Origin of the sequence: Kribbella sp. NPDC050820, assembly GCF_040653975.1 — a bacterium.
GTDB lineage: Bacteria > Actinomycetota > Actinomycetes > Propionibacteriales > Kribbellaceae > Kribbella.
Map to the genome: position 1 here is coordinate 45286 of NZ_JBFAHB010000025.1, position 12741 is coordinate 58026.

Annotated in this window: 14 protein-coding genes; 6 read left to right on the plus strand and 8 right to left on the minus strand. The window is 67.7% G+C overall.

The window, feature by feature from the left end; genetic code table 11:
• Nucleotides 1–17 precede the first annotated feature (17 nt).
• The gene (locus AB0H36_RS22095) at nucleotides 18–1112 is read left to right on the plus strand and encodes a M20/M25/M40 family metallo-hydrolase (RefSeq protein WP_360526240.1); all 1095 of its coding nucleotides are present in this window, start codon (nucleotides 18–20) and stop codon (nucleotides 1110–1112) included.
• An 11-nt stretch (nucleotides 1113–1123) separates the two neighbouring features.
• On the opposite strand, the gene ggt is transcribed toward AB0H36_RS22095, so the two are convergent.
• The 4 genes from ggt to miaA all read right to left on the minus strand — a co-directional run bounded on the left by ggt (nucleotide 1124) and on the right by miaA (nucleotide 5226).
• Nucleotides 1124–2944, minus strand: a complete 1821-nt coding sequence (gene ggt, locus AB0H36_RS22100; protein WP_360526243.1) for a gamma-glutamyltransferase — start codon at nucleotides 2942–2944, stop codon at nucleotides 1124–1126.
• Between the two features lie 110 nt (nucleotides 2945–3054).
• The gene (locus AB0H36_RS22105; protein ID WP_360526246.1) at nucleotides 3055–3750 is read right to left on the minus strand and encodes a hypothetical protein; all 696 of its coding nucleotides are present in this window, start codon (nucleotides 3748–3750) and stop codon (nucleotides 3055–3057) included.
• A gap of 2 nt (nucleotides 3751–3752) precedes the next feature.
• Complete coding sequence (locus tag AB0H36_RS22110) at nucleotides 3753–4268, minus strand: SigE family RNA polymerase sigma factor (protein ID WP_360526249.1); 516 nt, start codon at nucleotides 4266–4268, stop codon at nucleotides 3753–3755.
• Nucleotides 4255–5226, minus strand: coding sequence for a tRNA (adenosine(37)-N6)-dimethylallyltransferase MiaA (gene miaA / locus AB0H36_RS22115; RefSeq protein WP_360526252.1), 972 nt, complete (start codon nucleotides 5224–5226; stop codon nucleotides 4255–4257). The genes AB0H36_RS22110 and miaA overlap by 14 nt, the downstream gene beginning before the upstream one ends.
• Nucleotides 5227–5349: 123 nt before the next feature.
• On the opposite strand from miaA, the gene AB0H36_RS22120 reads away from it, so the two are divergent.
• The 4 genes from AB0H36_RS22120 to AB0H36_RS22135 all read left to right on the plus strand — a co-directional run bounded on the left by AB0H36_RS22120 (nucleotide 5350) and on the right by AB0H36_RS22135 (nucleotide 8500).
• Nucleotides 5350–5565 (plus strand): hypothetical protein, encoded by a 216-nt coding sequence (locus tag AB0H36_RS22120; RefSeq protein WP_360526255.1) that lies wholly within the window; start codon nucleotides 5350–5352, stop codon nucleotides 5563–5565.
• Between the two features lie 95 nt (nucleotides 5566–5660).
• Nucleotides 5661–5903, plus strand: coding sequence for an antitoxin (locus AB0H36_RS22125; protein WP_360526258.1), 243 nt, complete (start codon nucleotides 5661–5663; stop codon nucleotides 5901–5903).
• Nucleotides 5904–6368: 465 nt separating this feature from the next.
• Nucleotides 6369–7607 carry a hypothetical protein gene (locus AB0H36_RS22130; protein ID WP_360526261.1) on the plus strand — a complete coding sequence of 413 codons (1239 nt, stop codon included), beginning with the start codon at nucleotides 6369–6371 and terminating at the stop codon, nucleotides 7605–7607.
• Between the two features lie 131 nt (nucleotides 7608–7738).
• Nucleotides 7739–8500: an META domain-containing protein gene (locus AB0H36_RS22135; RefSeq protein ID WP_360526264.1), complete on the plus strand. Its 762-nt coding sequence runs from the start codon at nucleotides 7739–7741 to the stop codon at nucleotides 8498–8500.
• Nucleotides 8501–8518: 18 nt separating this feature from the next.
• Here AB0H36_RS22135 and AB0H36_RS22140 read toward each other — a convergent pair whose 3' ends face one another.
• The 4 genes from AB0H36_RS22140 to AB0H36_RS22155 all read right to left on the minus strand — a co-directional run bounded on the left by AB0H36_RS22140 (nucleotide 8519) and on the right by AB0H36_RS22155 (nucleotide 11869).
• A complete protein-coding gene (locus tag AB0H36_RS22140) occupies nucleotides 8519–9202 on the minus strand; it encodes a DUF899 domain-containing protein (protein WP_360526267.1) in 684 nt (227 codons plus the stop codon).
• A gap of 99 nt (nucleotides 9203–9301) precedes the next feature.
• Nucleotides 9302–9805 (minus strand): hypothetical protein, encoded by a 504-nt coding sequence (locus tag AB0H36_RS22145; protein WP_360526270.1) that lies wholly within the window; start codon nucleotides 9803–9805, stop codon nucleotides 9302–9304.
• Nucleotides 9806–9811: 6 nt separating this feature from the next.
• Nucleotides 9812–10828, minus strand: coding sequence for a ScyD/ScyE family protein (locus AB0H36_RS22150; protein ID WP_360526273.1), 1017 nt, complete (start codon nucleotides 10826–10828; stop codon nucleotides 9812–9814).
• Between the two features lie 213 nt (nucleotides 10829–11041).
• The gene (locus AB0H36_RS22155) at nucleotides 11042–11869 is read right to left on the minus strand and encodes an alpha/beta hydrolase (RefSeq protein WP_360526276.1); all 828 of its coding nucleotides are present in this window, start codon (nucleotides 11867–11869) and stop codon (nucleotides 11042–11044) included.
• A gap of 332 nt (nucleotides 11870–12201) precedes the next feature.
• On the opposite strand from AB0H36_RS22155, the gene AB0H36_RS22160 reads away from it, so the two are divergent.
• Nucleotides 12202–12651 carry an NUDIX domain-containing protein gene (locus AB0H36_RS22160; RefSeq protein ID WP_360526279.1) on the plus strand — a complete coding sequence of 150 codons (450 nt, stop codon included), beginning with the start codon at nucleotides 12202–12204 and terminating at the stop codon, nucleotides 12649–12651.
• The last annotated feature ends 90 nt before the right edge of the window (nucleotides 12652–12741 follow it).

Genomic DNA, 12741 nt, shown 5'->3' on the forward strand with positions numbered 1-12741 from the left:
TGATACGTTGACTATCCATGAGGATGATCGACCGCCTGCGCGAGTACGTCGAGCATGAGACCCCGACCGGGGCGACCGACGCCCTGAACGCCTTCGCCGACCGCCTCCTGCACCGGTACGGCGACCTCGGCGGCACCGCCCGGCGGGTAGCGGCAGCGACTGGCGACCATGTCGTCGCCGACTTCCCCGGCCGCGGCCCGCGCGCCGAGGAGGCACCGCTGCTGTTCCTCGGGCACCACGACACGGTCTGGCCGATCGGCCGGCTCGAGCAGATGCCGTGGCGCGAGCAGGACGGCGTGATCCACGGTCCCGGCGTCTTCGACATGAAGGGCGGCCTGGTCGTCCTGGAGACTGCGCTCGAACAGGTCGCCGACCACGACCACCGACCGGTCCGGGTGATCGTGACGGCCGATGAGGAGGTCGGTTCGCCGTCGGCCCGCGACCTCGTCACCGCCGAGTCCGCCGGCGTGGTTGCCGCGCTCGGCCTCGAACCGCCGCACCCCAACGGCGACGTGAAGACGTCCCGCCGCGGCAGCAGCCGGCTCCGGATCGAGGTCACCGGCCGCGAAGCGCACGCGGCCCTCGACCCGGGCCGCGGTGTCTCCGCGATCGACGAGCTCGTCGACCAGCTGATCGTCGTACGGGCCTTGGTTGCGCGGTACGGCGACGTGCTGTGCAATGTCGGCACGATCACGGGCGGCGGGCGGACGAACGTCGTACCAGGGCAGGCGGCGGCCGAGCTCGGGTTCCGGTTCGTCGATCCGGAGACCGAGCGTGCGGTGCTCGATGCCGTGACCGGACTCCAGCCGGTACGGCGGGACGCCGTACTGACCGTGTCCGTGCTGTCGAACCGACCGGCCTGGCAGCCGTCGGCGGCCGTGGACGAGTTGCTGGTGCAGGTCGCCGAAGCCGGTCGATCGGTTGGTCAGGAGGTCGGCGGCAAGGCGGCGTCAGGTGCGGCCGACACCAACCTGACCGGTTGGCTGGGAGTGCCGACGCTGGACGGCTTCGGCCCGCGTGGGAAGGGCGCCCACGCGAGCCACGAGCAGGTGATCGCGGCGAGCCTGGCCGAACGGGCCGACCTGGTCGCCGCGATCATCAGGACGATCTAGATCGCGCTGAGCTAACGCGGGTAGATCTCCTTGACCGTGCCGGCCGAGCCGCCGCCCCGTCGGGTGGGCTCGGCCGCCGCCAGAATCGCTCCGCCGGGCAGGAACTCCAGGGCCGCCACCGCACCGATCTCGGCGGCCGAGGTGAACGCGTCGCCGGACGGGACGAGCACGTGACCGTAAGGCTTGAGCGCGGCGTCGTACGCGGTGATGAACGGCGGCTCTGCGGTCACGTTCGCGGTGTTGCGCTGGGACGCGCGAGGTGCGGCGACCGCCTCGGGCAGCGTCATGCCGCGGTCCAGCCGGTTGGTCAGCGTCTGCAGGACCGTGGTGATGATGGTCGAACCACCCGGCGAACCGAGCGCCAGGAACGGCTTGCCGCCGCGCAGCACGATCGTCGGCGACATCGACGACCGCGGCCGCTTGCCGGCCTCGATGCGGTTCGGGTCGTTGACGTTCGGCACTGCGGAGAAGTCGGTCAGCTCGTTGTTCAGCAGGAAGCCGCGGCCCGGGACCGTGATGCCGCTACCACCGGTCTGCTCGATCGTCAGCGTGTAGGAGACGACGTTGCCCCACTTGTCCGCGGCGACCAGGTGCGTCGTCGACAGCCCCTCGGTGTCCGGCCGGTCGGTGACGGTGGTTGCCGGCGTACAGGGCTCGTAGTCGCCATCAGGCGAGCCGGCCGCCAGCGGCTTGATGGCCGCCTTGTCCGGGTCGATCAGGCAGGAACGCTCGGCACCGAAGCCACGCGACAGCAGCTCCTTGGTCGGTACGTCGACGTACGCCGGGTCACCGACGTATGCGCCACGGTCCGCGAACGCCAGCGCGGACGCCTCGAGGTAGGTGTGCAGCGCCTGCGGGGTCGACAGCTGCCCCAGGTGTTGCGGCGTGAGGATGTTGAGCGCCTCGCCGACCGTGGTGCCACCGGAGGACGACGGAGCCATGCCGTAGACGTCCAGGCCGTCGTACCGGACCTTGGTCGGGGCCCGGTCGATGGTCTCGTACGCCGCCAGGTCAGCGGTCGTGAGCTTGCCGGGGAAGACCGGCAGCGTCGCGTCCGCGGTCTTCGGCGGGTTCTGCGCGGTCGCGGCCATCTCCGACGCGAGCGGGCCGTTGTAGAACGCGGACGGGCCCTGCTTCCCGATCAGCCGGTAGGTGTCGGCGAGATCCGGGTTCTTGAACACCGAGCCGACCACAGGCGCGTCGCCGTTCGGCAGGAACAGCTCGGCGGTCGGCACGATCTGCGCGAACCGGGCCTTGTTGTCGAGCGTCTGGCCGCGGAACGTCGCGTCCACCACGAACCCGCGGTCGGCCAGGTCCGCGGCCGGCTTCAGGGCTTTGCGCAGCGACAGCGAACCCCACTGCTTCAGCGCCGAGTCCCACGTCGCCAGCGTCCCCGGCACGCCGACCGACAGGCCGGACGTCACGAGCTGCGCGAACGGGTACGGCTGGCCGGTCGCCGGGTTGACGAACGAGTCGATCTTCATCCCGGCCGGGGCGGTCTCGCGGCCGTCGATCGTGGAGACCTTGCGCTTCTTGGCGTCGTAGTAGACGAAGTACCCGCCACCGCCGATGCCGGCCGAGTACGGCTCGGTCACGCCGAGCGCGGCCGCGGTGGCCACGGCGGCGTCGACCGCGTTGCCGCCCCGGCGCAGGACGTTCAGGCCGACCTTCGTCGCCTCCGGGTCGACCGAGGACACGGCCCCGCCGAACCCGATCGAGGTCGGCGTCTTCACCGGCGGCTGCGGTGGTCGGGCGGCCGCGGTACCCGCGGTCAGGACGGACAGGACAAGCGCACCAGCAGACAGGGATGCGACCAGCTTCTTCGGTGTCACCGGATACTCCCGTCGACGTTTTTCAGGACAAGCCTTGCCTATCCCGAAGTCGGCGGTGGCGCTAGTTCTGGCGCGGCTAGTTCACGGTGTTAGCTAGTTGACGGTGCGGGCTAGTTGACGGTGCAGGAGGCCATGAAGCGTTGCAGGGTCTGGTCGTTCCAGTTCGCGTTGCCGGCCGGGAGCTCGACCACCAGCCAGCGGTCGGCGAGCTTCACCTGACCGCTGAGGCGGCCGTTCAGGGTGCCGATGTGGAAGGTCTTGCCGTCCGCGTCGGTCACCCGGACGTCGGTCAGGCCGGACGCCGCCTGTGACGTCGCGTGCAGCACCACCTTGGTGGCGACGTCCGTGGTCCGCACCGCCGTCCCGGACAGCACCACGCGATTCGATGGGATCGGGGTCTCCGGCGTCCAGCCCTTCGGGGCGAGCGTGCAGCCGATCGAGTTCCACGGCTGGTTGTTCGCGACCAGCTCGACCATCGGGCCGGCGTACGTCGAGACCGTCTCCTCCCCCTGGGCGATCATCGGCGACGGCGTCGGCGTCGCGGCCTCGCTCGCGGCCGCGGTCTGCTCGGTCTCGCCGGTCGCGACCTCGGAGCCGCCGTTGTTCCACCACTTCACCTGGTTGCCGACCGCGAGCACGGCGGCCGACACCGCGGCGACACACAGCACGCCGGTCACCCGGCGGCGCCGCTTGATCCGGCGCAGCGCGCGCCGGCCGCGGGCGACGTCCGCGTCGATGTCGGCAGGCGGGAGCCCGTCCGCCGCCTGATCGGCGAACCCCTCCAGCAGCTTCTTGACCTCGTCCACTTCTAGCTACTCCCCGTCGCCGGATCCGATTCCTCACTCATCAGATCCTTCAGTCTCTTCAACGCCTTCGCGGTCTGGCTCTTCACGGTGCCTTCGGTGCAGTCGAGGATCCGCGCGCAGCTGGCCACGTCGAGATCCTGGAAGTACCGCAGCACGAGGACCGCGCGCTGCCGCGGCGCGAGCTCCAGCAGGGCCCGCCGTACTGCGAGCGTGTCCACCGGGTCCACCTCGTCGGTGAGCCGCGGCTCGAACGTCTCCGCGGTCACCAGCTCCGGGTGGCGCCCGGCCCGGCGGCGCTCGTCCAGGAACGCGTTGACCAGGATGCGGTGTGCGTACGGCCCGGCGCCCTCGTGGCGGATCCGGTGCCAGTGCACGTACACCCGGGTACAGGCGGTCTGGACCAGGTCCTCCGCGGTGTGCACGTCACCCGCGGTGAGCAGCAGTGCCGTCCTCATCAGTCGGGTTCGGTCCGCGAGCAGGTACTCGCGGAACTCCGCCTCACGGTCACCCCCTCGCATGCCCTGTGCTTTCTTGCACCCCGACTACGCCGCCGATCCCCCGTCGGTTGCCTCCGGCCATCACAGTTAGTGCCTTCTCCACCAGATCGGGGTCGTCGTACTGCAGCCAAGTGATGCGTTGGTCCTTACGGAACCATGAGTCCTGCCGCCGCGCGAACCGGCGGGTGGCCTGCGCGGTCCGCTCCCGGGCCTCGGGTTCACTGATCTCACCGTCGAGCAACGCGATCACCTGCGAGTAGCCGAGGGCCCGGTTGGCCGTCTTGCCCTCAAGCAAACCCTTGTTCAGCAGATCTCGCACCTCGTCCACGAAACCCGCGTCGAACATCCGGTCGACCCGCCGCCCGATCCGCTCGTCCAGCTCGGGCCGCGGTACGTCGAGACCGAGCTGCACCGCGCCGGGGTAGACGTAGCGGTGCTCGGGCAGCGTCGCGACGTACGGCCCGCCGGTGATCTCGATGACCTCCAGCGCCCGGACGATCCGCCGCCCGTTGCTCGGCAGGATCTGTTCGGCCGCTGCCGGGTCTTTCGCGGCGAGTTTCTTGTGCAGCGCTCCGGACCCTAGGTGCGCGAGCTCGTCCTCCAACCGTTCCCGGACGGTCGCGTCGGTGCCGGGGAAGACGAAGTCGTCCAGGATCGCCCGCACGTACAGCGCCGACCCGCCGGCCAGCACCGGCACCGTCTGCCGCCCGATGCAGTCGTCGATCGCCGCGCGAGCCAGCTGCTGGAACTCGGCCACGGTCGCTGTCTCGGTCACGTCGAGGATGTCCAGCAGGTGATGGGGTACGCCGTCGCGCTCCGCCGTACTGATCTTCGCCGTACCGATGTCCATCCCGCGGTAGACCTGCATCGCGTCGGCGTTGACCACCTCACCGCCCAGGTTTTTGCACAGGGCAACGGACAGGTCGGACTTGCCGGCCGCGGTGGGCCCGACGACCGCGACGACGAGTGGTTCGGCCATCACTCCAGTCTGGCAGCACCCCGGTGAAGACTGCGCCAAGAGGGTGCCACCGGTCTTGTGGATGACCCGTGATCTTGGATAGGAACACTCCAGATCGCAATACTGATTTACGGGAGGAACGAAGTGACGAATCCGATCGAAGAAGGGTCCGACCGGGCCAAGGAAGCCGTGGACCTCGGGGGTGAGGAACTCGACGCGCTGAAGAGCAGCGGCGGCGACATCGAGGTCAGCGGCGACGGCGGCGAGGGCGACTCCGGCGGTGACATCGAGTCGGGCGGCGACATCGAGTCGGGCGGCGACATCGAGTCCGGTGGCGACATCGAGGGATCCGGCGTCTGACAAAGCGGAGATCCCACAGTTCCGGCGTCGTAGATGCGAAGATCACCGCTAGCTGTCTGTAAGCATTCAACTACGCAGGAATGGGAGCCCCGCAGATGGGCATCTTCGACAAGTTCAAGGGCAAGGCCGAGGACCTGAAGGACAAGGCCGGCGACCTGGTCGACCAGCACGGCGACAAGGTGGGCCAGGGCCTGGACAAGGCCGGCGACTTGGTCGACGAGAAGACGGGCGGCAAGTACGGCGACAAGATCGATCAGGGCGTCGACAATGCCAAGGAAGGCCTGGACAACCTCGACGGCCAGAACGACGACATCCCCGACACCAACCGCCCCGCCTAGCCACACCGGAGGGCCGCAAGGACCCCTTGCGGCCCTCCACCATGTCCAGGTGCTGGTACGGCGAACTCGGACACGCCTACGGCGCGACAGCCCCATCGGCCGCCTCCCAGCCGTCGCGGCGCCCCCATCGGCACGCAGGTCAAATACAGTCGGAGCCGGACTACTTGTGCCGTGGGGCTTCTCCTCGTCACAGAAGGTGTATGCTCCGCGCGGGGATGGGGTAATTGGGGCTGGTGTCGCGTGACGCGCGCACCGACGGGTCGGATTCCGCGACCGTCGATTGCAGAGGGGGACGTAAATGAGTCTGCAGTACCCGGAGCAGGCATTTGCAAAGAACCTGCTTGCGCAGGCAATCCGAACTGAACGTCCAGCGGTACCTGAGCTCCCTCAGGTGTAGCCAGAGCGCCCACCACCGAGGCTTGCGCGCGACTGCCCGACGCCTGCCGACAGTTTGAGGAGCCGACGATGGACGACGAAATTCAGCTGATCAGTGACGGCGACGGGCTGGCGGTCATCGGGAATCCGATGGCTGTCGAACGCTGGCTCGTCTCCGAGGGACTGCCGTCGAAGGACCTCGGACTGCCACGGCTCGGATCTGTCCTCAGTACCGGGGCTGCAGCTGCACAGGCAGGTTCCGAGATTGCAGCCAACTCGGGTCGCTGGGTGAAGCTGACCAAGGAGTCCGCGCGGCTTGCCCACAAACACGGGCTGAGGAAGAGCTCCGAGACGGGACTCAGCACCGGTGTGCTGAAGGGGAACAGCGGCCAGATCAAGGGATTCGTCGAATTCGCGAGGCCCGGAACGCTTCTGACCAACCCGGCGGTTCTGGCTGGTGCGGCGGGGATCATGGCGCAGCTTGCGATGCAGCAGGCAATGGATGAGATCACCGACTATCTCGCCACGATCGACAAGAAGGTCGACGACGTGCTCCGCGCCCAGCAGGACGCTGTGCTGGCGGACATGATCGGCGTGGACTTCGTGATCGAGGAGGCCATGACGATCCGAGAGAAGGTGGGCCGGGTCTCCGAGGTCACGTGGTCGAAGGTGCAATCCACCACGATCACGATCGCTCGAACCCAGGCGTACGCGTTGCGTCAACTCGACGCACTCGCTGAGAAGATGGAGAGCGAGCCCAAGATCGGTGAGCTCGCCAAGACGGCCAAGAAGGCCGAGTCCAAGGTCCAGGAATGGCTCGCCGTCCTGGCTCGCTGCTTCCAACTGCAGGACGCGATCGCCGTGCTCGAGCTCGACCGCGTGCTGGATGCGTCTCCAGACGAACTGGACCGGCATCGCCTCGCACTCCGGGCTGCGCGTCACAACCGGCTGGAAGTCATCTCGCGGAGCACCGAGCGCTTGATGGCCCGCATGGATGCGGCCGCCGGAACGGCCAACACCAAGGTGCTGCTGCACCCGACCAACTCGCGGGAAGTTGTGCAAGCGAGCAACCATGTCGCGATCGCCGTCGTCGACTTCCACGGGCGGCTCGGTATCGAGGGCGGTCGCGAGTCGTTGGAGGCGAGGCGATGGGCGGACGCGGCCACAGAGGTGAGAGACAAAGCGCTCGAGGCGGGAGCAGATGGCGTCGATGCCGCCAGGCGCCTCGGCAACGAGACCTTCGACCGCGCCAAATCGGTGACCGGCAGACTCCCCAGCCGGATCACCGGGCGAGCCCTCCGTCGACGCGACGACAACGAGGAAAGCTGAGTAGCTGCCAAGCGTGAGCCACGCGGACTCGCGGATTGCACTGGACCTAGCTCTTCAGCACGAACCGACGGCGGATCGAGCATGATGGACAGGCCGCCCCGGACCCCGCCGGTTTTGGAGAGGAGCCGAGGATGAGCGGGTCGAGTGGGTCACCGATGGGCAGGACTTATTTGTCCACGGCGGTGATGGTGGATGGTCGACCGAAGCAGTTGGTGTCGGATACGCGGGTGCGGGTGGAGTTCGAGGAGGTGCCGAACCCGAACGAGGAAGGTCCGCGCGTGCATGACGTGCTCAGGGCGTTTGCCGGATGCAACAGGGTTGGCGCGTGGGCCGCGGCTGGGGAGTTGTTGGCCGACGGCAGGTTGTGGGTCAACGGATACGAGATCACCCAAGTCGGTTGTGAAGCGCCGCTGCTGGCTCAGGACGATTGGCTCTGCGAGTTTCTGATGAGCCAACCCAGCTGGCACCTGGACGGTGACCAGCTCACCCTCAGCTCAGGCGGTACGACGATCACGCTGCTGGACCGGAAGGTCGTCGAACCAGACTTCCCGCTCGACGGGACCAGATGGAAGCTCGTCACCACCATCGAGAACGGCGACCTGTTTCGCTACCACCATCGCGCCCAAGAAGCGTGGCTCACCTTCGACGGCGAACGTCTGACCGGCTCGACCGGTTGCAATGAAATCTCCGGCACCATCAGCCGCACCAGCACCAAGCTGACAATCACCGACGTCGTCACCACCGACCGCGCCTGCACCGGTGAAACCGCCGACGTGGAGACAGCGATCCTGACCACACTTCGGGCCGCCAGGGTCACCTACGCCATCGACTACAACCGCCTGACTCTGTTGGCCCCAACCGGAATCGGCCTCGACCTCACCGCCAACCCCTGAGCCTCAGTAGTTGGCTCGTCAGCCGGCGTCCTCGGGGGTGCCGTACTCGTCGTGGCGGCGCCACCACTGGTACGGCGGTTCCTGCGGATAGCCCTCCGGTGAGTCCTCCCACTCCTCCTGGCGGCCGAGCGGGGTGATGTCGAGCAGGCTCCAGACGTTGCCGATCTGTTCCGCTGAGCGCGCGTTGGTGAAGTAGGTGCGGTAGACCTCGTCACCGTCGCGGATGAAGACGTTGAGGCCGAAGTACTCGTCGACGCCGAAGTCCTTCGAGAAGTCGTCCTGCGTCGTGTACCAGGGCACACCGTCCCAGCCCATGCGGTCGCGGTAGCGTTTGATGTCGGACTGCGGAGCGGCAGAGACCAGCACGAACGTGACGTCGCGGGCATTCAGGTGTGCGAGGTGGCCGAGGTTGTCGGTGAACATCGCACAGCCGCTGCAACCGCCAGCGGGCCAGTCGGCGACGCCAGGCTCGAAGAAGTGCCGGTAGACGATCAACTGGCGGCGCCCCTCGAACAGGTCGGGCAGGCCCACCTTTCCATCCGGCCCCTCGAAGATGTACTGCGTCTCGACCCGTACCCACGGCAGCCGGCGACGCTCGGCCGCCAGCGCGTCCTTCGCGCGAGTGTGCTCCTTCTCCTTGCGCAGAAGCTCCTCACGGGCCGCGTTCCACTCCTCGGCCGACACGACAGGTGGCGTTTTCACGGAATCACTCCTTCGCCCTGAGCTGCTCCGGCTCGATCCGTGCCCGGTGACCTTGCCGCACGCCCCGTAAACGCCAGGGATGCGATGTTGCCCTCTCATTCAGCGGGGTCGGCGCTTGGTTCTGGTGGACGTGTAGACATCGAGGGTGATTCGCGGATCGTTCAAGGCGTTGACTGCTTGGATCAGCGTGTCGGCGTGTTCGTGGTTGCGGTTGAGCACGAACTGCACCCGGTTCGCGCGGAGGTCGGCACCGCCGCCGAGGCCCGAGGCGCCGGCCCAGGCGGTCTGGTGCTCGAGGAGCCGGCTGGCGAGTTCCGTCAGCTCCAAGGCGGAGTACTGAACCTGTACGAACATCACCCGCAACCACGTCGGACTCGTGACCAGCAGCAGGAGTCGTGCTTGCTGAAGGGCATCCTCCGTCGTCATCTGGATCGTGAGTGTTGACGTCGATGCATCCCACAGCATGCCCCCGTCGTACGCCTGCAGATGCTTCAGCATGGCGCTGACGCGATCCCGCTCCTCCGAGTACCTGGCGTCGCCCGTCACGTCCAACGGCAGCCAGTCCTGCGCTCCGGTCCCCTTGGGGTCGTTTATGGCGGCCACGACTGATCAGAGGTTGTCGATCTTGTAGACGCCGCCGACGACCGAGACGAAGTACGCCGTGTGCCCGACGAACTCCATAGTCGTCGGGCGGTCGAGCACGAGCTCTCGTCCGCGGTGGTCAACGACCGGCGCCAGGCTGCCGTTGTGTTTGACCACGACCAGTCGACCGGTGTCGGGGAAGGCCGGCGTACCCTCGCCCACGCCGTTCCACTGCCCCTGCGACAGCGCGAACAGCTTGCCGCCCGGCCCTCGCTCGACATCGACGAGCATGCGCGCCCCGCTGGCGATCTCGATTGGTTCCGCTCCTCGGCGCAGCTTGAGGACCTTGCCGGTTTCCGGCAGGTGCGGGTTCGGCCCGAGCTGGGTGATGTAGACCCGGTTCTTGGTCACTTCGAGCCCGGTCGGTACGACGTTTCCGAACGTCGCAACCTCGGTGATCGCGCCGTTCCGATGAATCTGCAGAACCCTGTTGTGGTGTCCGTCAGTCACCAGGAACCCGCCATGGTACGGCTCCATGGCGTACTGCACGCCGGTGTCGATGAAGATCGCGGGTACGGGAGGATTGTCCGCCGACCACTGCCCGATGTCAGCCACGAGAGTGAGAACGCCGTTGCGCTGGAGCCGGTAGACGCCGTTCTTGTCGGCACTGTCGCCGAACGGAGTACCGGCGATGTTTCCGCTGACCAACGTGACCAGCACATAGGCAGTACGGCCGACGAACGCGATGTCCACCGGTCCGCCGAAGTCAGTAGGAAGGGCCTTGCGCGGTAACCCCGTGGCGTAGGTGGTGACGCGACCAGTTCGGCGGTCGATCCGCAGTACGCTGCCGGCACTTCCGTCGGTGACGTACAGCGCTCCGTCGGGACCGATCGTGCTTCCGGTGACGGGCGTGCCATTGCCGAAGCTGGCGATTTGGGTCACCGACGGCCCGCGCCGTTCGTGCGCGCTCGCTGTCGGTGTCATCACCCCCGTCACCAGGACGAAGGCAGCAAGAAGCAGAACGCTCCGACGCGTGGCAGACATGCGATTCCCCCGGGTCAAGCACTACAACAACGGTCGCCGCTGAGCGGTGGCCTCGATCTGACAGCCCCGGCCCCTTGTCGGGAACCATCGTGAACCCCTTCGCCAGCCTCCACCCACATCACCAACAGGTCAAGGGATGTCGGGGTCCGACGCGCGTCGTGGTGACAATCAATCGCTTTCTAGAGCCGCCTCACTCGGTGGGTGCGCGAACGCTCAGTGGTGCCGGTCGAGGAACGCGGTGAGTACGGCGACGTACTGCGCGCGGTTGTCGCGTCGCACCGAATGGCCGGCACCGGCGATGTGTACCGCCCGGAACTCGCCGGCCGCCGCGCGGGCACAGCGCTCCGCGTACTCGGTGGAGATCAGCGAGCCGCGTTCGGTGTCCCCATGGATCAGCAGTACCGGGCACGTTATCTCGGCCAGCAGCTCGGTCAGCGGGCCAGCGTCCTGAAACGGCAGATCGAACAGATGCGGGTTGACTTGCGCCTTCGACACTGCCCAGGGATCGAGCTCGTCATCGGGCCAACCGGGGTCCGCGGACCGGCCCCGCGCGATCCGTGACGGCAGATCAAGTGCCCGGAGATCCGCGAGCCACTGCGGTTCGGACCACGGCCGGGCCTGCTGGTCGCCAGCCGGCGCACCAGGCGGCGGGTCCTCCAGCACCACCGCACGGACCAGGTCCGGCCTAGCCGCGGCCAGGTGGGCGGCCGCCATCGCACCCATCGAGTGGCCGACCACGACCACCCCGCCGTCACGTGGCTGATCCGACAGCACAAGTGCGGCATCGTCGCTGTGTCCGTCATACCGGATCGGTTCCTCCGGAAGCCCGGACTCGCCGTGCCCCCGCGCATCAATCGCCAGCGCCCGAATCCCAGGCATCGCCCCGATCAACGGCTCCCAACACTCCGCAGAGTCAGAAAACCCGTGCAGAAAAGCGACCTCGGCCCCCACCTCATCGGTCCGATACCACGCCAAATGCCCCGCCCGACCTCGCACCCCAAACATGCCTGCGGACAATAGCGCAAACACCCACACTCCCATCCCGCAGTCCAGCCCGCCGGGGCGATCACCTTCGCAATCTCCTCGACGTGCTTGTCCCCGACAACGCGACGGCAGAGTGCGGCTCCACACCACATCTGCGCACCACCCACGGCCGCGTCAACACTTCGCGCCGCGCCGAAGGCGCCGACAAGTCAGCCGCCGCGAAGCGGTGACCGCTCCCGCGCCCGGCCCGGGTCCACAGCACATCCGCGCATCACCTGCGGACGCGTCGGCAGTTCGCGCTGCGCCGAAGGCGCCGATGGGGCTGCGCCGCGGAGTGGTGTCCGTTGGGCGCGTGTCGGGGTGTCGGTGGGGGTGGTTAGGGTCGGGGGATGGATCGGTTTCGGGTGGTGCCGGCGGCTTATGTGGTGTTGCGGCGGGGGGATGAGGTGTTGATGTTGCTGCGGGCCAACACCGGATACATGGATGGGTACTGGGCGGTGCCGGCGGGGCATGTGGAGAAGGACGAGTCGGTGTTCGCGGCGGCGATTCGGGAGGCTCGGGAAGAGGTGGGGGTGGAGATCGAGCCGGCGGATCTGGTGCCGGTGACTGCGATGCATCGGACCGGGGGGAACGGGGAGTGGATCGATGAGCGGGTGGACTTCTTCTTCACGGCGTCGAAGTGGAGCGGTGAGCCACGGCTGATGGAGCCGGGGAAGGCCGACAGGCTCGATTGGTTTGCGTTGGACAAGCTGCCGGATCCGGTGGTGCCGCATGAGGCGCGGGTGCTGGCCGGCTTGTACGGCGGGGGCGTACCGCCGATTGTCGTCCAGGGGTTCTGACTCAGCAGCCGGCACCGACTGCCGCGGGCGTGAACAGGTTCTGAGTCGGCCGGCGGGGGCTTGAACAAGTTCCGGTGGGGTGGCGTGGGT

What these genes read in the sequence shown, in the direction of transcription:
- AB0H36_RS22160 (WP_360526279.1), top strand. Translation starts at nt 12,202, where the DNA reads ATGGATCGGTTTCGGGTGGTGCCGGCGGCTTATGTGGTGTTGCGGCGG.
- AB0H36_RS22095 (WP_360526240.1), top strand. Translation starts at nt 18, where the DNA reads ATGAGGATGATCGACCGCCTGCGCGAGTACGTCGAGCATGAGACCCCG.
- AB0H36_RS22155 (WP_360526276.1), bottom strand. Translation starts at nt 11,869, where the DNA reads ATGGGAGTGTGGGTGTTTGCGCTATTGTCCGCAGGCATGTTTGGGGTG.
- AB0H36_RS22135 (WP_360526264.1), top strand. Translation starts at nt 7,739, where the DNA reads ATGAGCGGGTCGAGTGGGTCACCGATGGGCAGGACTTATTTGTCCACG.
- AB0H36_RS22130 (WP_360526261.1), top strand. Translation starts at nt 6,369, where the DNA reads ATGGACGACGAAATTCAGCTGATCAGTGACGGCGACGGGCTGGCGGTC.
- AB0H36_RS22110 (WP_360526249.1), bottom strand. Translation starts at nt 4,268, where the DNA reads ATGCGAGGGGGTGACCGTGAGGCGGAGTTCCGCGAGTACCTGCTCGCG.
- AB0H36_RS22125 (WP_360526258.1), top strand. Translation starts at nt 5,661, where the DNA reads ATGGGCATCTTCGACAAGTTCAAGGGCAAGGCCGAGGACCTGAAGGAC.
- AB0H36_RS22150 (WP_360526273.1), bottom strand. Translation starts at nt 10,828, where the DNA reads ATGTCTGCCACGCGTCGGAGCGTTCTGCTTCTTGCTGCCTTCGTCCTG.
- miaA (WP_360526252.1), bottom strand. Translation starts at nt 5,226, where the DNA reads ATGGCCGAACCACTCGTCGTCGCGGTCGTCGGGCCCACCGCGGCCGGC.